Source organism: Mesorhizobium sp. ORM8.1 (genome assembly GCF_053005525.2).
In genome coordinates this window covers 3819842-3837574 of the sequence record NZ_CM132600.1, presented here as the reverse complement: position 1 = coordinate 3837574, position 17733 = coordinate 3819842, and the positions used below count along the sequence as shown (strand labels likewise).

The following is a 17733-nucleotide window of genomic DNA, read 5'->3' as shown; positions in this document are numbered from 1 at the left end:
TCCAGCATCGGTTCAGATGCTCGATGGGGGCGGGTCGTCCCGGCCGGTTTTGGGGAAGCGAGGTCGTCCTCGCCCTCGTGATATAGGGTGCCTTGTCCCCGATCAACAAAACACCGGCAGCATTCTCATGCCGCCGGTTTGAAACAAAAAGCCGGGTCGGCCTCAGTCGGCCTTTTACTTTTCCTTGATGCGCATCGCCTTGACCGGCGGCGCCTTGAGTGCCGGGGCCGCGGCGGGCTTCTTGGCATCCTTCTTCGGCTTGCGGGCTTCCTTGCCCGCCTTCATCGCACCTTTAGCCATGATTCGCTCCTTCGAACTGTGGGCAGGCAGAGTGAAACAAGAGAAGAGCAAGACTGCAAGAGGCTGTGCGCGTTTGCGAAGCCCGCTAGCCGGCTGTCAACCAGTTTTCCGCGACAAGACCATATTCGAGGCCTGAGCCTCGGACCTTGGAGCATCTGGAGCATTGCCGGTGGAGCTTCGGCCGGCGGGCCGCTAAGCTCGATGCATCGGTCGAGATCGGGAGATCGAATGGCAGGCCATAGCGGATCGAAAAGGGTGATCTATGTCGCGCTCGCCGGCAATCTCGCGATCGCGTTGACCAAATTCGCCGCGGCCTTCTTCACCGGCAGCTCCGCCATGCTGTCGGAAGGCGTGCATTCGCTGGTCGACACCGGCAATGGCGGGCTCCTGCTTTACGGCATGCATCGCGCCGGGCGCCCAGCCGATCGCACGCATCCGCTCGGCCATGGCCGCGAGCTCTATTTCTGGAGCTTCATCGTGGCGCTGCTGGTGTTCGCGCTGGGCGCCGGCGTATCGTTCTACGAAGGCGTCATCCACATCATGGCGCCCGAACCGGTCGTCAACGCCAAGGTCAATTACATCGTGCTTGGCCTATCCTTCCTGTTCGAGGGCAGTTCGTGGCTGGTGGCGCTAAAGGAGTTCCGCCAGCAAAAGGGTAACGAGGGCTGGCTGCAGGCCGTGCAATCGAGCAAGGATCCGAGCGTTTACACCGTGCTGTTCGAAGACAGCGCGGCGCTGCTCGGCCTCATCGTCGCCTTCGCCGGCATATCGGCGGCGCAAGTGCTGGACATGCCGGAACTCGACGGTCTCGGTTCGATCGGCATCGCCATCATCCTCGGCGCGACCGCTATCTTCCTGGCTCGTGAAAGCAAGGGCCTGCTCATAGGCGAACCGGCTTCACCGGAGGTGCAAAAGAAGGCCCTGGCGATCGCGCAGGCAGACCCTGCCGTGCAGCGGGCCAACGGCGTCCTGACCGTCCATCTCGGACCACGACAGATCGTCGCGGGCCTCAGCATCGAGTTCGAGGACCATCTGACGGCGCCGGAGATCGAAGCCTGTGTCGAACGACTGGAGGCTCGCCTGAAGAAGGAGATGCCGGAAATCACCAGGCTGTTCGTCAAGCCGCAGACGACTGGCACATGGCAGCAGCGGCGCAAGGCTATCGCCGACGCCTCGGAGGAGGGATAGTCTGTAGGCAGCCAGTTTGGAGGAGGAAAGCCGATGAAGATCGACGGCGGATGCCATTGCGGCGCCATAGCCTATGAAGCGGAGGTCGATCCCGAGAAGACTTCCATTTGCCATTGCACGGATTGCCAGCAACTGACAGGCACCGCGTTCCGGGTGACGGTTCCGGCGCCGGAAAGCGACTATCGGATCACCCGGGGTGCGCCCAAAGTCTACATCAAGACCGGCTCCTCAGGCGCCAAGCGCGCGCAGGGTTTTTGCGGCGAATGCGGTTCGCACCTCTACGCCACCTCGGTCGGCGATGGCCCGAAAATCTACGGCATCAGGGTCGGCACGGCGCGCCAGCGCGAGGAACTGGTCCCAAGAAAACAGGTTTGGCATCGTTCGGCATTGCATTGGCTGCCGGAGTTTGAAGGCATCACCACTGTCGAGGGGCAGTAGCTCAGTCGTCGCCTTCGACAACCCGCAGCCGCAACTGGCCGGTCTTGGAATCGGCCACGCGCACGCCGGCCTCGACCTTGGCTGGCGCCCCTTGCGAGGGCTCGGCTTCGCCTTCGGCAAACTCCAGCGCCTCGATCTTCTGGCCGCGCTTGGTCACCTTCGACGTCGAAACGAGGATGTCGTCGATGTCCTTGGCCGACTGGGTAAAATGCGTCTGCAGCCGGCGCACGCGTTCGTCGACACGCGCCACGTCCTCCATCAGCCGGATCACCTCGCCCTGGATCAGATGCGCCTGCTCGCGCATGCGGGCGTCCTTCAGGATCGACTGGATGACCTGGATCGACAGCATCAGCAGCGACGGCGAGACGATGACGACACGAACGCGGTGCGCCTTCTGCACCACCGCCTCGAAATTCTCGTGGATCTCGGCAAACACCGATTCCGACGGCACGAACATGAACGCCGTGTCCTGCGTCTCGCCCCGGATCAGGTATTTTTCGGCGATATCGCGAATATGCACTTCGATATCGCGGCGGAAGGCCTGCGCCGCCACCTTCTGCATATCGGCGCCCTCGGCGGCGCGGATGGCGTTCCACGCCTCCAGCGGGAACTTGGCGTCGATGGCGAGCATCGGCGTGCCGTTCGGCATGCGCACCAGGCAGTCCGGCCGGCTGCCGTTCGACAGGCTTGCCTGGAATTCGTAGGCGCCATGCGGCAGCCCATCGGCGATGATCGCCTCCATGCGCGACTGGCCGAAGGCGCCGCGCGTCTGCTTGTTGGAGAGGATCGCCTGCAATTGCACGACCTGGCCGGCGAGTGACTGGATGTTGCCCTGCGCGGTGTCGATTACCGCCAGACGCTCCTGCAGCTTGGCCAGGCTCTCATGCGTCGACTTGGTCTGTTCGGTCATGGTCTGGCCGATCCTGCCGGTCATGGCGTCGAGCCGCTGTCCGAGCGATTGCGTCAGCTCGGCCTGCCTGGCGCCGAACACCTCGGCGATAGCGCCCATGCGGCCCTGCATCTCGGCCTGGCTTTGCAGGATATCGGCCATCCTTGCCTCGGTGTCGCGGGCGTGGTCGGCCGCTTCCGCCGCAGCAATCGTGCGCGCCTTGGCCGCGCGCCACAGGGCCGCGACGAGCGCCAGGACCAGCGCAAGCAGCAGCAGCGCACCGAAACCAAACACCTGGCCAAGCATGATCGTGGTGGCGCCAAGCCGCGCGATCGGCTCCGAAAGGATGGGCGTCATGTCATTCATGGCGGCAGCATAGCCGATTCGGCTCGCCGGCACAGATCAAAACGTGAACGGCGCACAAATGCCCCCGTTGACGCTTTTCCAGCGAGGTCTTAGGTGAGACGCCATGTCGATTAAGCCGCTCATCATTCTTCCCGATCCCATCCTGCGCCAGCTTTCCAAACCGGTGGAGCGCGTCGATAGCGATTTGCGCAAGCTCGCCGACGACATGCTGGAGACCATGTATGACGCGCCGGGCATCGGTCTTGCAGCGATCCAGATCGGCGAGCCGCGGCGCCTCTTGGTCATCGACCTAGCCAAGGAAGGCGAGCCGCCGGCGCCGCATGTCTTCATCAATCCGGAAGTCCTGCAAAGCTCCGACCAGCGCTCGGTCTATGAGGAAGGTTGCCTGTCGATCCCTGATTATTATGCCGAGGTCGAGCGCCCCGCCTCCGTGCGGGTGAAGTACCTCGACCGTGACGGCAAGCTGCAGGAGATCGAGGCGGAAGGGCTGATGGCGACCTGCCTGCAGCACGAGATCGACCATCTCAACGGCGTGCTGTTCATCGACCACATTTCCAAGCTCAAGCGCGACATGGTGGTCAAGAAGTTCAAGAAGCTCGCCAAGGACAAGGCGCCGGGCAAGATGGTGGGCTAAAGCCGTTCGGTCGGCCAGCGCTCCTGAAACCCGAGATTTCAAGACAGGACCGCAGGACACGCCATGCCGCTTCGCGTCATCTTCATGGGCACGCCCGACTTTTCCGTGCCGACCTTGCGCGCCATCGTGGCGGCCGGCCATGAGATCGTAGCCGTCTACACCCAGCCGCCGCGCGCCGCCGGCCGGCGCGGGCTGGAACTGACGCCTTCCCCGGTACAGCGCGAAGCGGAGCGGCTGGGCATCGAAGTGCGGACGCCGACGTCGCTGAAGGGCGAAGCCGAGCAGCAGGCCTTTACCGCCTTGCGGGCCGATGTCGCCGTGGTCGTCGCCTACGGTTTGCTGCTGCCGAAAGCCGTTCTGGACGCGCCCAGGCTGGGATGCCTCAACGGCCATGCCTCGCTTTTGCCACGCTGGCGTGGTGCTGCTCCCATCCAGCGCGCCATCATGGCCGGCGATGCTGAGACCGGCATGATGGTCATGCGCATGGAAGAAGGTTTGGACACCGGTCCGGTGGCTTTGGTTGAAAGATGCGCCATCGCACCCGATATCACCGCCGGTGAGTTGCATGACCGCCTGATGGCGATAGGCGCTTCGCTGATGGCGGAAGCGCTCGCGCAGTTGGGGATAAATTGTCTGACATTTACCCAACAGGCAACGGCGGGGGTGACCTATGCGCGAAAGATCGATAAATCGGAAACGCGCGTAGACTGGACGCGGCCTTCTGGCGAAGTCCATAACCACATTCGCGGCCTCTCGCCCTTTCCGGGCGCGTGGTGCGAGGTCGAAATTGGCGGCCGCATGGAGCGGCTGAAACTGCTTCGCTCGACGCTTTCGGATGGCGTCGGCGAGTCGGGAGGAATTCTCGATGACCGGCTGACGGTCGCCTGCGGGGCAGGCGCGGTTCGGCTGGTCGAAGTTCAACGGGCGGGCGGAAAGCCCGCCGCCGCGCAGGAGTTTCTGCGCGGGGCCAAGATCGAAAAAGGAATGAAACTCACATGAGCATGATGTCGATACGCGCGGCAACGCCGCGGGATCGCGAGGCGATCCGCTTCGTCGAGGAGCATGCCTTCGGCCAGCAGGCGGAAGCCGGCCTGGTCGATGCCCTTATCAATGGCGGCGACGCCGTCGTCGAACTGGTTGCCGAAGAAGACGGCCAGGTCGTCGGCCACATCCTGTTTTCCAGGCTGTTCGTGCAGAATGGCAGCCAGCGCTTCGCAGCCGTCGCACTGGCGCCGTTGGCGGTCGAGCCGTCCTTCCATGGCACCGGCATCGGCGGCGCGCTGATCCGCGAGGCGCATGTCCGCCTCAAGGAAGCCGGCGAGGCGCTGGCCGTGGTGCTGGGCGACCCGGTCTATTACGGCCGCTTCGGCTACACCCACGCCCGCGCCGAAAAGTTCGAAAGCGCGTATCAGGGTGTCGCGCTGCAGGCGCTCGCCTGGGGCGATGCGCCCGAGACCGGCAAGCTGGTCTACGCTTCGGCCTTCACCGCGCTCGCTGCCTAGGCGAGCGCGAAAGCCCAGCTGGCATGCCGCGTTTTCGTCTCGATATCGAATATGACGGCAGCCAGTTCGCCGGCTGGCAGCATCAGGCCGACCAACCGTCGGTGCAGCAGGCGATCGAGCAGGCGATAGAAAAATTCTGCGGCCAAGCGGTGCGGCTGCGTGCCGCCGGCCGCACTGATGCCGGCGTGCACGCCACAGCCCAGGTCGCGCATGTCGACCTCGCCAAGGACTGGCCGGGCGACAAGGTGCGCGATGCCGTCAATGCCCATCTGCATGCGGCCGGCGCGCGCGTCGCGATCCTCAAGGCCGCGATCGTCGCCGACGGCTTCGACGCGCGCTTTTCCGCCACCGGCCGCCATTATCTCTACCGCATCCTCAACCGCCGCGCGCCTTCGGCGCTGGAAAAGGGCAAGGTCTGGTGGGTGCCGAAGCGCCTCGACGCCGAGGCCATGCACGAGGCGGCGAAGGTGCTGCTTGGCCGGCACGATTTTACGACGTTCCGCTCAACGCAATGCCAGGCCGAAAGCCCGGTCCGCACGCTGGCCCAGCTCGATGTCAGCCGCGTCGGCGATCTCATTGAGGTCCGCACCTCGGCGCGCTCCTTCCTGCACAATCAGGTGCGCTCGATGGTAGGTTCCCTGAGGCGCGTCGGCGATGGCTCGTGGAATGCGGCCGACCTCAAGGCGGCTTTGGAAGCGCGGAATCGCGCCGCCTGCGGCCAGGTGGCGCCGCCCGACGGGCTGTTTCTGGTGGGGGTGGACTATGCCGAGAGATCCACCGGCACCTCTGACGATACCGTCAGCTAGCTCGTCATGCCATCCGGCAAGTTGACGCCGAGGAGCATCCGCAGTCCAAAGAAAACCAGCAATGAAACAACGAACATGCCGACGAAAACGGCGGTGCCTACAGCCGCGCCTTTGCCGATCGACGCATTGGTCATGCGCCATGTCAGCACCAAAGACAGCCCAAACAACAGATAAGAGATCAGATTGATGATGTCGTCCATCGGCGGCAAGAAGAGTCTGATCAACGCCAATGGGAGCATGATCCAGGCAATAATTGCCGAGGCCCAGTTGGAAGCAACGACATAGTGGACGAAGCGGTCGCCCACGCCTGCGTGCCGCGCGACCAGCGCGAGCGCTACCAAAGGCAAAACCCAGGAGCCGATGTCGATGGTCGCCAATCGCACCAGCAAACCGAAGCGGCCGGCGAAAGCGTTCGGGTCGCCGATCTCATTGGCCAGTTCCACCCAGCCGACGATCAGCGCCGGCGCCGCGACCACGATGGCGAAGAAGGAATTCCAGAAGCCGTCGGCTGAAAGGTCGAGCAGGCGCAAACCGTCGCTCTTGCCGAACATCAGCCGCCAGGCGCCGACCAGCGAGGCATAGGTTTCATCACCTGACAGCATGGGTTATGCCAGATCCTGTGCGAACCAGTCTTCGACGAAGCGTTCGTAAATGCGCGTCAGTGTCTCGAGATCAGCCAGTGCCACGCGCTCATCGACCATATGCATGGTCTTGCCGACCAGCCCGAACTCGACCACCGGGCAATAATCCTTGATGAAGCGGGCGTCGGAGGTGCCGCCGGAGGTCGAAAGCGCCGGCGTCTTGCCGATCGTGGATGCAATCGAGCTCTTCAGCGTGTCGATCAGCTTGTCGTCCTGGGTCAGGAAGACATGGCTCGGCCGGTCGCGCCAGACAAGCTCGTACTCCACCGCCGTCTTCTTGCCCGGCCGGTATTTCTTGCGCCTCGCGGCCTGGTCGAGGCGGTTGTGGATCTCGGCCTGCACCGTTTCGGCCGTCCAGGTGTCGTTGAAGCGGATGTTGAAGGTGGCGGTCGCCTTGGCCGGGATGACATTGGTCGCCGGGTTGCCGACGTCGATCGACGTCACTTCCAGATTGGTGGCCTGGAAATCCTTCGTCCCCTTGTCGAACACCGGATGGAGCAACGCATCGACCAGGGTGATCAATCCGCGCACCGGATTGTCGGCAAGCTGCGGATAGGCGGCATGTCCCTGGCGGCCATGGACAATGACGCTGCCCGACAGCGAGCCGCGCCGGCCGATCTTGATCATGTCGCCGAGCGCATCGGGATTGGTCGGTTCGCCGACGATCGACGCATCCCACTTCTCGCCCTTGGCTGCCGCCCATTCGAGCAGCTTGGTGGTGCCGTTGATCGCCGGCCCTTCCTCATCGCCGGTGATCAGCAGCGAAACCGAGCCTTTCGGACCGCCATTCTTCGCGACATGCCGCGCCACCGCGGCGATGAAGCAGGCGATGCCGCCCTTCATGTCGACGGCGCCGCGGCCATACATCTGGCCATCGGCGATCTCGGCTGCGAAGGGCGGATGCGTCCAGGCCGCTTCGTCGCCGACCGGCACGACATCGGTGTGTCCGGCAAACATCAGATGCGGGCCGTTGCCCGAGCGCCGCGCGTAGAGGTTTTCGATGTCCGGCGTGCCGTCTTCGGAGAAAACCGGGCGCTCGACCGCGAAGCCGAGCGGCTTCAGCATACCCTCCAGCGCGCCAAGCGCGCCGCCCTCGGCGGGCGTCACGGACGGGCAGCGGATCAGGGCGGCAAGGTTTGCGGCGGGATCGGTTGGCAATGTCATGGGCAAAGCGATAGTCGAAAGCGTTTGACCTGTCACGGTGGCAGATGGTCCCCGACCATGTCGCCGACAATATGGTTTCATGGCGTATGATGCATGTCGCCCAGAAGTGTGCAGCGGGTTCTGGGAGAACGACATGCGTTAGGGCAAGTCGCCAGCCAAGTAAGTAAGGGTAATCGTATGGCCGACGAGGCAAAGACGATCGCGATTGCCGGCGCCGGCAGCATCGGCTGCTATGTCGGCGGCTGCCTGGCGCTGGCCGGACGCGAGGTGGTCTTCCTCGGCCGCGGCCACATTCTCGAGACGATGCGCAAGGACGGACTTCGCGTCAGCGATCTCGACGGGCTCGATCGCCGCATCGGCGCACAGGCGATCACGCTCACCGACGATCCGCCGACAGCGTTGCGCGAGGCGGACATCATCCTGGTGACGGTCAAAAGCGGCGGAACCGACGAAATGGCGCAGTTGATCGCCTCGCATGGGCGGGCCGATGCCATTGTGATCAGCCTGCAGAACGGCGTCGACAATGCCGACAAACTGCGCGCCGGCCTTTCCGGCCGACGGGTGCTGACCGGCATGGTGCTGTTCAACGTCATCCAGTCGCCGGACGGCGAGGTGCCGTTTCGCGTCCATCGCGCCAGCCAGGGCGAGGTGATGATCGATGACGGTGTGGCGGGCCTCGTCAATCTGCTCAATGTCGAAGGGCTTGCCGTCGAAGAGCGCACCGACATGAAGGCGGTGCAGTGGAGCAAGCTGCTGATGAACCTCAACAACGCGCTGGTGGCGCTGTCCGACCTGCCGCTGGCAAAGCAGCTCGCCGAGCGAAGCTGGCGCGTCATTCTGGCCGCCCAGATCGACGAGGCGCTTGCCGTGATGAAGGCGTCCGGCATCAAGCCTGCCCGCATCACCGGCCTGCCGCCGTCGCTGCTGCCCAAGGTACTGCGGTTGCCGGACTGGCTGTTTGGAGTTCTGGCGCGGCGCATGCTGGCGATCGATCCGCGGGCGCGGGCCTCGATGTGGGACGATCTCAAGCGCGGCCGCCCGACCGAGATCGACGAACTGCAGGGCGCGGTGCTGCGCCTGGCAAGGCAGACAGGCACGCCAACGCCGACCATCGAACGCGTCATCGCGCTGGTGCGTCAGGCGGAAGCGGAAAAGCGTGGGCCGCCGGGCCTCACGCCGCAAGACTTCAGCGCCGTTCCTCGATCAGCGTGATCTTCTGCCAGATCTTGCGCGACAGGTTGGAGCTCAAATTCTCGATGTCGTTGACGCCATCGATGACGACATCGTCATTGACCGATTGCGCAAACAGCGCGGCGATCTTGCCGGTGATCGACAGCATCTCCGAGCAATAGTCGAGATAGCGCGCAAGATCGGCGGCATTGGTGATGCGCCGCGGCGACTGCGAGGTCGGTTTGAAGTCGGCCGACAGCGTTGCCGGATCCTTGGTCAGCTGATGCATGTCGATGACATGGATCAGCGAGCGCAGCCCGTGCAGCTGGCGGAACACTTTCTTGCGCTTGATGCGTTCCTCGGTGCGGACCAGCGCCAGAAAGCCGAGCACGGCCAGGATGACGGTGTTGATCGTCGCCTCGATGCCTTGCATCGACTGGACGGCGTCGTCGGCGCCCGAAATGCGGTCGAGCGGCAGGATCGTGCCGACGAACAGGAACACGGCGACGCCGGCGATGAAGGCGGCGATGATGGCGCCGCGCAGCCACCAGATCGGCGCTTCCAAGTCCTTGGCCGCCTTGGCAAGGTCACGCGACAGCGACACCAGCTCCACTGCCACGCCACGCAGGCCGGCTTCGGGAAAACGCTCGCCGATCCGCCCTTCCAGCCTTTCGGCCGTCTCGATGATCAGTTGCGGATCGAGCGTGCGGTAGCGCATCGTGACCCGATCTTAGCCATCGGCTGGCGCATTGCTACGCCTGCCATACTGGTTCGGCCCGGGATCGCTGCGGAAACAGGCGAGAACCAGCAGCACCAGCGGCGTGAAGATCAGGGAAAGCAGTGCGTAGTAGGTCGGCTTGCCGAAGTCGTGGAATCGCTTTGCCGCCAGCGCGAAGGATGGCCACCAGGTCAACAGCACGACGAAAACCAGAATCTGCGCCCAGCCGCGGTCGGCCGAGCTGCCCGGTTCGGCCAGCGTAAAATGATAGAGCGGAAGCCCTTGCGCGATCACAAGCAAAAGGCAGGCAAGGAAATAGGCGCTTGGGGCGAGCCGCCCCGAGAGGCCGAAGAAGAGCCATAGAAGTTGCGGTTTGTCGGACAATCGGTTCAGCCCGATCAATCGCGCAGCAATTCGTTGATCGACGTCTTGGAGCGGGTCTTGGCATCGACGCGCTTGACGATGACGGCGCAGTAGAGGCCGGGGCCGGGCTCGTTGTTGGGAAAATTCTTGCCCGGCAGCGAGCCGGCGACGACGACCGAATTGGGCGGCACTTCGCCGTAGAAAATCTCGCCGGTGGCACGGTCGACGATCTTGGTCGACTGGCCGATGAAGACACCCATGCCGAGCACCGAGCCTTCGCGCACGATGCAGCCTTCGACCACCTCGGAGCGCGCACCGATGAAGCAATTGTCCTCGATGATGGTCGGGCCGGCCTGCATCGGTTCCAGCACGCCGCCGATACCGACGCCGCCGGACAGATGCACATTCTTGCCGATCTGCGCGCAGGAGCCGACCGAAGCCCAGGTGTCGACCATGGTGCCGGTATCGACATAGGCGCCGACATTGACGAAGGACGGCATCAGCACCGCGCCCGGCGCGACATAGGCCGACCGGCGCACGATCGAGGATGGCACGGCGCGGAAGCCGGCCTTCTCGAAGTCGACGGCGCTCCAACCGTCGAACTTCGACGGCACCTTGTCCCACCAGACCGCCTGTCCCGGACCGCCCTTGATGATTTCCATCGGGTTCAGCCTGAAGGAGAGCAGCACCGCCTTCTTAAGCCATTGGTTGACGTGCCACTTGCCGTCGTCCTGCCGTTCGGCGACGCGCACCGTGCCACGGTCGAGCAGGTCGAGCGCCGACTGGATGGCGTCGCGCGATTCGCCGCGAGTCGCGGTCGAAATCGTATCGCGTTCCTCGAAGGCCTTTTCGATGGTCTTTTCGAGGCTCGACAAATCGGGCTCCGACATGAAATTGCTCCATTACAAAGCTGTTAAGGGCTGCGCCTTAACCTGTTTTGAAATCGCGCGGACCCTATGTGAAGGCTTGGATAGGGTCAATCGCGGTTGCGTCACGGGGCGGCGCAGTTAAGGGAATTAGGACGGGTGGATCGAATGACTCCCATGGAAAAGGCGGGCTGGACGCCACTGCCGCATTCAGACGAGGATCTGGAGCGTGCAAAAAGCGTGCCCGACACGCCGCAGACGCGCGCCGACACTTACCGGTTGGCGTGGAACGATTCGGATTTCATGACGCGGCGCGAGCTGCGCCCGGTGCGCCTGCAGCTCGAACTGTTGAAGCCCGAGATGATCCTGGCCGAGCGCGGCATCCACTCCACGGTCATCCTGTTCGGCGGCGCCAGGCTGCCCGAGCCGGGCGGCGAGGCTTGGGCGGCGAAGAACGAGACGCAGAAGAAGAACCTCGAGGCCAACAGCAAATATTATGAGGAGGCGCGCAAATTCGCCCGTCTCTGCTCACAGCAGTCGGCGACCTCCTATTACCGCGAATTCGTCGTCGTCACTGGCGGCGGCCCCGGCGTGATGGAAGCTGGCAACCGCGGCGCCGACGATGTCGGTGCGCCGTCGATCGGTCTGAACATCGTGCTGCCGCACGAGCAGGCGCCCAACGCCTATGTGACGCCGGAGCTGTGCTTCAACTTTCACTATTTCGCGATCCGCAAGATGCACTTCGTCATGCGCGCCAAGGCCGTCGCGGTGTTTCCGGGCGGCTTCGGCACCATGGACGAGTTCTTCGAGACGCTGACCCTGATCCAGACCGGCCGCATGGAGCGTGTGCCGGTGATCCTGTTCGGCGAGGCGTTCTGGCAAAGGGCGATCGATCTCGATTTTCTCGCCGAGCAGGGCACGATCTCGCCCGGCGACCAGGACATCATCGATTTCGTCGACACCGCCGAGGAAGCCTGGGACATCATCCGCCGGTTTTATGAATTGGGGGAGTAAGGGAGTAGGGGAGTAGGGGAGTAGGGAATAAGAAAACAAAGCGGTTGCATCATCAATGCTTTCCAGACCATTCCCCCTACTCCCCTACGACTATCCCCGTGAGAAACCCCGCAAGATCGTCCGTGACGAAATCGACGTCGTCCTCATTCGTCGGGTCGCGCTCCCAGATCTCGGAGAAAGTCGGTTCGAAATTGCGCGGCACCACCAGCACGGTCGTCATGCCGAGCGATTTCGGCACCGAAAGATTGCGCGCCAGATCCTCGAACATCACCGCGTTGTGGCCGGTGACTGAGTGCAGCGCGGCGAACCGTTCATAGGTCTGGCGCGCCGGCTTGGGGTTGAGCCCCGCCGCCACGATGTCGAAGATGGCGTCGAAATGCTCGAGTATGCCGAGCTGTCGCGCCGTGCGCTCGGCATGCCTGCGGTCGCCATTGGTGAAGATGAACTTGCGGCCGGGAAGCTGACGGATGGCGGCGCCGAGCAGCGGATCGGGCACCAGCCAGGAATAGTCTATGTCGTGCACCTTCTCGAGAAAATCGTCGGGATCGATGCCGTGGCGCGTCATCAGCCCGTTCAGCGTCGTGCCGTATTCCAGGTAGAGTTCCTTTTGCAGCTTGCGCGCATCCTCGCGCGACAAAGTCAGCAGCTCGCCGACATAAGCGGTCATCTTCACGTCGATCTGCGCGAACAGATTCGAGTGATGCGGGTAGAGCGTGTTGTCGAGGTCGAAGACCCAGTCCGTGACATGGGCGAAGCGAGCGGGATCTGGCGTCGTGGTCATGGCCTCTTATGACACGCCGGCGCAGACTTTATCCACAACTTCTGCGGGTCACGAAGTGTGAAAATGGCGTCTCAGATCAAATTTTAGACGTCTCGGAAAGGTCGCCTTCAGCGCTTGCTGGCACAGAAGCAGTCCGTTGGGAGCAAGCGATGAGTGGCATAATTTTGAAGTCCGCGGCCGTGGCCTTTGCTTCGGTCGCCATCTCGCTTTTGTTGACGCTCATTGTGGTCCCGGCAATGGGCTTTCCCATCAGCCGCATCGTCTGGCTGACATCGACCCTTTGCCCGCTGATGCTTGCCTGGGTCGCCAGCGCCGGCACCTTCTGGCAAAGCGACCGGCTGAAGAATGCGCATCGCGACCTCGCCCGCGCTCACGCCCAGCTTGCCGCCGCCCACAGGCGTCTGTCGGAGAAGGCGAGCCGCGACGACATGACGGGCATGCTCAACCGCGAGACCTTCTTCGCCTCGCTTGACGGCTCGCGCCGAAAGTCCGACCGCGGAGCGCTGCTTATCATCGACGCCGACCACTTCAAGACGGTCAACGACAATTTCGGCCACCTGACCGGTGACGACGCCTTGCTCTTGATCGCGCGCGCTATCGAGCGCGGCGTGCGCGGCGGCGACGTGCTCGGCCGCATCGGCGGCGAGGAGTTCGCGGCCTTCCTGATCGGCGCCACCGAGCCGGAAGCGAGACGTGTCGCCGAGCGCATCCGCCGCGAAGTCGAGCTGATCCGGTTCCGTCCCGTCGATGAGCGCCTGGTGCCGCTCACCGTTTCGATCGGCGGCATCACTTGTAGCGAGAGCGCCACCGTCTCGGAGCTGATGCGCGCGGCCGACCGCAGGCTTTATGAAGCAAAGCATCGCGGCCGCAACCTCTCGATCCTCGATCGCGATATCCCGGAAGCAGCCTGACATAGGCAATATCTCGCCATGGCCCGCGGGCGTTAGCAAAGTCCTAACCATGTCCATATTCAACCGGGCTAAACTTACCCGTGTAATGGGGTTTTCATCTAGGTTTGGCATGGAATTGGCGTCCTCGGCGGTACGTGTGCCGTTCAGGGAATCGCATGCGTGGATCGAAGCCCCATCGAAAGACGTGTCATGAGCCGTATCATAAAGAAAATGTCGCGCCGCACGCTCGCGCAGGCGCTTATCGCGCTGCCTATTCTGTCGCTCTTCCGCAACCAGCCGGCCATTGTCGACCCCAATGAGATCGTCGAGGTCAATGGCTGGATCCTGAGGCGGAGTGACCTCGCATGATCTTCGACAGTTACGAAGCCTACAAGCAGGCCGGCTTCAAGCCAAAGGCTTGCATTCTCGGTTCCGGCCCGGCTGGCACCACGATCGCCAGAAAGCTCGGTGCCGCGGGCATTCCGGTGATCGTGCTCGAGGCCGGCTCGCGCGAATTCAACGACGAATCGCAGGATTTCTACCGCGGCAAGACGGTCGGCGATTTCTATTTCGATCTCGACATCACCAGGCTGCGCTTCATGGGCGGCTCGTCCAACCACTGGGCCGGCTGGTGCCGTGTGCTCGACAAGCAGGATTTCGAGCCCAAGGCCTGGGCGCCGGACACCGGCTGGCCGATCAGCCGCGCCGACATCGAGCCCTATCTCGGCGAAGTCCACGACATATTGAGCTCCCGGATTTCCGCCCCGATGTGCCGGTTTCGGACGACATTCGCTGGGTCCAGCTGATCAAGAGCCCGGCGGTGCGCTTCGGCGAGAAATATGCCGACGAGCTCGACGCGAGCAAGAACATCGCCGTCGTGCTCAACACCTATGCGACCGAGCTCGCCGGCGACGGCAAGCGCGTCACCGGCGCGAAGCTGTGGTCGAACGGCCAGGACGCCGGCACCTTCACGGCCGACTATTTCGTCACCTGCACCGGCGGGCTGGAGAACTCCAGGCTGCTCCTGTGGTCGAACCAGCGCTCGAACGGTGGCGTGGTGCCGAATGCCACCGCACTTGGCCGCTACTGGATGGAGCATCCGACCTTCGAAGGCGGCAACGCCATTCTCGCCAACTACTCGGAGTTCGAAGTCGATGCCTCCAACGAAGCGTTCTTCTCGCCGACGCTCGCGGCGATGAAACGCTTGCAGATCATGAACTTCGGCATCCGCCTGATCGAGACGCCCTATCCGAACGTCAAGCGGCTGATCGCCGATCTCGCCTGCACGGCGCCGGACATGGCTGAGTGGATGTCCTCGAAGCTCGACCAGAATCTGCGTTGCGCGGCCCAGCTCTACGTTGCCTGGGAGCAGGCGCCGCTCGCCACCAACCAGATCGAGCTGTCGACGACCGATGTCGACCATGCCGGCGTGCCGCGCATCGAGCTGCACTGGAAGAAGTCGCCGCTCGAACACCGCACCTTGCTCGAAGGACTGAGGCTGCTCGGCACCACCATGGCGCAGAAGAATCTCGGCCGCGTGCGCATCGCCGACTGGATCAGCAACGGCGACGATTACCCGACCAATGACGAGACGGCCGGCCATCACCATATGGGCGGTACCCGCATGGGCACCGACATCACCAAGAGCGTCGTCGACGCCAATTGCAAGGTGCACGGCATGGACAATCTCTATGTCGGCGGCTCGTCGGTGTTCTGCACGTCCGGCCAGTGCAATCCGACGACGACCATCACCGCGCTTGCCTGCCGCTTGGGCGATCATCTGAGCAAAGTTATCGCCGTCTGACGCCAGCACTTCACCTCGCGCCGCCCTGCCGGGGCCTCGCCTGCAGAAGTCCGGCGTCAACGCTATCCGGCAAACGTGGGTGACTTGGCCCCGATATCGATGCCGTGGCCATGGCATCCCGCGGCAAGAGGACAACCATCTTCGCTTTGTTGTCCGGCCAGTGAGGCTTTCCGGCCAACAGGAATACGATGGCGAGGCAGCACGCTGCCAGGATGACGGCACATAGGTTTGCGATGATCTTGCCAAGCTGCACGCGCGTCTCCCGGGAACATCCGAACACCCGCCAATGTTCGATGTAGCGGGTGTTCGGTTAACCGGCGAATGAAGGGACTCATATTCGCCTGTCTGATGCCAAATGGGATAACAGGCCTTATGTTTCAGCCTAGGGACCAATGCGCTGCGACATCCGACTTCGGTCGCAAAATTGCGGGGTCGGGGACGAACCCGCCGCTATGGGCAAGCCGGGCTCAGAAGCCGAAGATGGCGATGCGCAGCAGCACGGCCGTGGCCGCCAGCGAAACCAGCAGGATGCCTAAGCCGATCGGCGAGCCCCAGCCATACCATTCCATCGCCAGCTTGGCGTAGTTGTACTCTTCGGCCGGGGTCAGCGGGGCGCAGGTCTGGGTATCGAACATTCTTATTCTCCGTGTTGGCGGCGGCATTTGGGTCTTGCCAAGAAGGCCGGGGCGGCCGCATATTATTGATGTCGTCTTAATGTTAGACAAAATGATAGTTAGATGATCGAAATAAAATCGTCAAGTATGAATCGTGCGGAAATGGATGCGGCCATCGGGCTCGCCATCATGCGCTGGCAGGATGCGACGCAGTCCTATGACGAGGCCGTGGGGGCCAAGGTCGGCCTGGGCACGGCCGAGCGGCTGTGCCTCGGCCTTTTGCAGACCGGCCCGCAATCGGCGGGTGCGATCGCGATCGCCACCGGCTTGACGCCGGCGGCGGTGACGTCGCTGATCGACAGGCTCGAGGCACGCGGCATGCTGACACGCACCCGCAGCCTGGAAGACAGGCGCAAGGTCGTCATCGAGCAAACCGAAACCACCAGGAAGTTCGCCGAGCGCTATTACGGCCCGATCGCCCGCGAAGGGCAAAAAGTGCTGGCCGGCTTCAGCGATGCCGAGCTGGCCACCGTGTTGCGTTTCGTGACCGCCGCCCTCGAGCTGCAGAATGAGCAACTGGCGCGGCTCAAGGCCGAACCCGTGGACGCCGGCTGACGGCCAAAGCGGCTGTCGAGGGCTTGTCCGGACATGTTCAAAGCGGCTCAGCTGCCTGTCCGGCAGCTGAACCGCTCATAAAGTCGGTTGAGCGATAACCGGCCTTATACGGTGGCCGGATCGAGCGCGGGCTGGCCCTTGAACCGCGCAACGATGCCGGCGAGGTCGGCGCTGCCGAAGGCGTCGCGCAGCGCGTCGAAGGACGGCAGTACGAAATAGGCGCGCTGGAACTTGTCGATCTCATAGCCGGTGCGCATCACTGTCTCGAGCTCGAATGGCACATGATGCGCGTCGTTGCCGTCGACCGCGAACTGCAGCTCGGTGAAGGACGACATCAGCCCGGCGCCGAACGCTTTCAGCGGCTGGCCGGGTTCCTGGATCAGGCCGTACTCGGCGCTGTACCAGTAGAGCCGGGTGATCATCTCATCGCCGCCGAGCGCGATCACGTCCTCGGCCTTCTGGCCATACATCTGCATGAAATCGGCGAACACCGGCTGGGTCAGGATCGGCACATGGCCGAAGAAGTCGTGGAACATGTCCGGCTCGACGATGTAGTCGAGCTCCTGGCGCGTCCGCAACCAGTTGGTGACGGGGAAGCGGCGGTTGGCGAGATGATCGAAGAACGGCCCGGCCGGGATCAGGCCGGGCACCGCGACGATCTCCCAGCCGGTCAGCTTGGTGAGCTTCTCGCTCACCGCGTCGAAGTCCGGGATCCGGTCGAGCAGGCCGAGCGATGCAACGCCATCGAGATAGGAGCGGTGCGCCAGCTTCTGTGTCAGCCTGGTCTGGCGGTCGCAGAGCGTGCGCCACACCGCCTGCTCCTCGGATGAGTAATTGTATTCTTGAGCCACCGTGAAATCGCTGCGGCAGACCGAATAGTCGCCGCGCAGCCCTTGCGCCGCGCAGTCGCGGGCGTAGTCGGCAACGCTCATCGTCATCATTTCCTCCTCAAGATCGTGATCCTCGGATC

The 17733-nt window shown here is 63.3% G+C and carries 21 protein-coding genes and 1 pseudogene; 12 read left to right on the top strand and 10 right to left on the bottom strand.

Features of this window, described 5'->3' with window-relative positions:
• Window positions 1-174: 174 nt before the first annotated feature.
• Window positions 175-300, bottom strand: coding sequence for a hypothetical protein (locus tag ACVDG8_RS19200; protein WP_081294138.1), 126 nt, complete (start codon window positions 298-300; stop codon window positions 175-177).
• 228 nt (window positions 301-528) lie between these two features.
• On the opposite strand from ACVDG8_RS19200, the gene ACVDG8_RS19195 reads away from it, so the two are divergent.
• The gene (locus tag ACVDG8_RS19195; RefSeq protein WP_455707170.1) at window positions 529-1488 is read left to right on the top strand and encodes a cation diffusion facilitator family transporter; all 960 of its coding nucleotides are present in this window, start codon (window positions 529-531) and stop codon (window positions 1486-1488) included.
• Between the two features lie 33 nt (window positions 1489-1521).
• Complete coding sequence (locus ACVDG8_RS19190; protein ID WP_447256089.1) at window positions 1522-1926, top strand: GFA family protein; 405 nt, start codon at window positions 1522-1524, stop codon at window positions 1924-1926.
• Between the two features lies 1 nt (window position 1927).
• Here the strand turns inward: ACVDG8_RS19190 and ACVDG8_RS19185 are convergent, their stop codons facing one another.
• Window positions 1928-3181: a DNA recombination protein RmuC gene (locus tag ACVDG8_RS19185; protein ID WP_447256088.1), complete on the bottom strand. Its 1254-nt coding sequence runs from the start codon at window positions 3179-3181 to the stop codon at window positions 1928-1930.
• 103 nt (window positions 3182-3284) lie between these two features.
• Here ACVDG8_RS19185 and def point away from each other — a divergent pair, with 103 nt between their 5' ends.
• The 4 genes from def (at window position 3285) to truA (ending at window position 6123) form a co-directional block, all read left to right on the top strand.
• Window positions 3285-3815, top strand: coding sequence for a peptide deformylase (gene def, locus ACVDG8_RS19180; protein ID WP_447256087.1), 531 nt, complete (start codon window positions 3285-3287; stop codon window positions 3813-3815).
• A gap of 63 nt (window positions 3816-3878) precedes the next feature.
• The gene (fmt, locus tag ACVDG8_RS19175; RefSeq protein ID WP_447256086.1) at window positions 3879-4814 is read left to right on the top strand and encodes a methionyl-tRNA formyltransferase; all 936 of its coding nucleotides are present in this window, start codon (window positions 3879-3881) and stop codon (window positions 4812-4814) included.
• Window positions 4811-5317 (top strand): GNAT family N-acetyltransferase, encoded by a 507-nt coding sequence (locus ACVDG8_RS19170; protein WP_447256085.1) that lies wholly within the window; start codon window positions 4811-4813, stop codon window positions 5315-5317. Before fmt ends, ACVDG8_RS19170 begins: the two co-directional genes overlap by 4 nt.
• 23 nt (window positions 5318-5340) lie before the next feature.
• Window positions 5341-6123, top strand: coding sequence for a tRNA pseudouridine(38-40) synthase TruA (truA, locus tag ACVDG8_RS19165; protein ID WP_447256084.1), 783 nt, complete (start codon window positions 5341-5343; stop codon window positions 6121-6123).
• Here truA and ACVDG8_RS19160 read toward each other — a convergent pair.
• Entirely contained in the window at window positions 6120-6725 is a 606-nt protein-coding gene (locus ACVDG8_RS19160) for a transporter (protein WP_447256083.1), read from the bottom strand. The genes truA and ACVDG8_RS19160 overlap by 4 nt on opposite strands.
• A 3-nt stretch (window positions 6726-6728) precedes the next feature.
• Window positions 6729-7928, bottom strand: a complete 1200-nt coding sequence (dapE, locus tag ACVDG8_RS19155; RefSeq protein WP_447256082.1) for a succinyl-diaminopimelate desuccinylase — start codon at window positions 7926-7928, stop codon at window positions 6729-6731.
• 177 nt (window positions 7929-8105) lie between these two features.
• Here dapE and ACVDG8_RS19150 point away from each other — a divergent pair, with 177 nt between their 5' ends.
• A complete protein-coding gene (locus ACVDG8_RS19150) occupies window positions 8106-9140 on the top strand; it encodes a 2-dehydropantoate 2-reductase (protein WP_447256081.1) in 1035 nt (344 codons plus the stop codon).
• On the opposite strand, the gene ACVDG8_RS19145 is transcribed toward ACVDG8_RS19150, so the two are convergent.
• From ACVDG8_RS19145 to dapD, 3 genes are read right to left on the bottom strand one after another with little or no spacing between them, the layout of a single operon-like run.
• On the bottom strand, window positions 9115-9816 hold the full coding sequence (locus tag ACVDG8_RS19145; protein WP_447256080.1) for a hypothetical protein: 702 nt from the start codon (window positions 9814-9816) through the stop codon (window positions 9115-9117). The genes ACVDG8_RS19150 and ACVDG8_RS19145 overlap by 26 nt on opposite strands.
• Window positions 9817-9828: 12 nt before the next feature.
• Window positions 9829-10200: a DUF805 domain-containing protein gene (locus ACVDG8_RS19140; RefSeq protein ID WP_447256079.1), complete on the bottom strand. Its 372-nt coding sequence runs from the start codon at window positions 10198-10200 to the stop codon at window positions 9829-9831.
• A gap of 14 nt (window positions 10201-10214) precedes the next feature.
• Entirely contained in the window at window positions 10215-11069 is an 855-nt protein-coding gene (gene dapD, locus ACVDG8_RS19135) for a 2,3,4,5-tetrahydropyridine-2,6-dicarboxylate N-succinyltransferase (protein ID WP_447256078.1), read from the bottom strand.
• A gap of 144 nt (window positions 11070-11213) precedes the next feature.
• Here dapD and ACVDG8_RS19130 point away from each other — a divergent pair, with 144 nt between their 5' ends.
• Entirely contained in the window at window positions 11214-12059 is an 846-nt protein-coding gene (locus tag ACVDG8_RS19130; RefSeq protein ID WP_447256077.1) for an LOG family protein, read from the top strand.
• A 76-nt stretch (window positions 12060-12135) separates the two neighbouring features.
• Here ACVDG8_RS19130 and ACVDG8_RS19125 read toward each other — a convergent pair whose 3' ends face one another.
• Entirely contained in the window at window positions 12136-12840 is a 705-nt protein-coding gene (locus tag ACVDG8_RS19125) for a pyrimidine 5'-nucleotidase (RefSeq protein WP_447256076.1), read from the bottom strand.
• 149 nt (window positions 12841-12989) lie between these two features.
• Between ACVDG8_RS19125 and ACVDG8_RS19120 the strand changes: the two genes are divergently transcribed.
• From ACVDG8_RS19120 to ACVDG8_RS19110, 3 genes and pseudogenes are all read left to right on the top strand, one after another.
• Window positions 12990-13751, top strand: coding sequence for a GGDEF domain-containing protein (locus ACVDG8_RS19120; protein WP_447256075.1), 762 nt, complete (start codon window positions 12990-12992; stop codon window positions 13749-13751).
• A 189-nt stretch (window positions 13752-13940) separates the two neighbouring features.
• Window positions 13941-14099 (top strand): hypothetical protein, encoded by a 159-nt coding sequence (locus tag ACVDG8_RS19115; protein ID WP_447256074.1) that lies wholly within the window; start codon window positions 13941-13943, stop codon window positions 14097-14099.
• Window positions 14096-15534: pseudogene (locus tag ACVDG8_RS19110) on the top strand (GMC oxidoreductase). Before ACVDG8_RS19115 ends, ACVDG8_RS19110 begins: the two are co-directional and overlap by 4 nt.
• A 467-nt stretch (window positions 15535-16001) precedes the next feature.
• Here ACVDG8_RS19110 and ACVDG8_RS19105 read toward each other — a convergent pair.
• The gene (locus tag ACVDG8_RS19105; protein ID WP_447256072.1) at window positions 16002-16169 is read right to left on the bottom strand and encodes a hypothetical protein; all 168 of its coding nucleotides are present in this window, start codon (window positions 16167-16169) and stop codon (window positions 16002-16004) included.
• Between the two features lie 141 nt (window positions 16170-16310).
• On the opposite strand from ACVDG8_RS19105, the gene ACVDG8_RS19100 reads away from it, so the two are divergent.
• Complete coding sequence (locus tag ACVDG8_RS19100; protein WP_447256071.1) at window positions 16311-16763, top strand: MarR family winged helix-turn-helix transcriptional regulator; 453 nt, start codon at window positions 16311-16313, stop codon at window positions 16761-16763.
• Between the two features lie 104 nt (window positions 16764-16867).
• On the opposite strand, the gene phhA is transcribed toward ACVDG8_RS19100, so the two are convergent.
• Window positions 16868-17704 (bottom strand): phenylalanine 4-monooxygenase, encoded by an 837-nt coding sequence (gene phhA / locus ACVDG8_RS19095; protein WP_447256070.1) that lies wholly within the window; start codon window positions 17702-17704, stop codon window positions 16868-16870.
• Window positions 17705-17733: the final 29 nt, after the last annotated feature.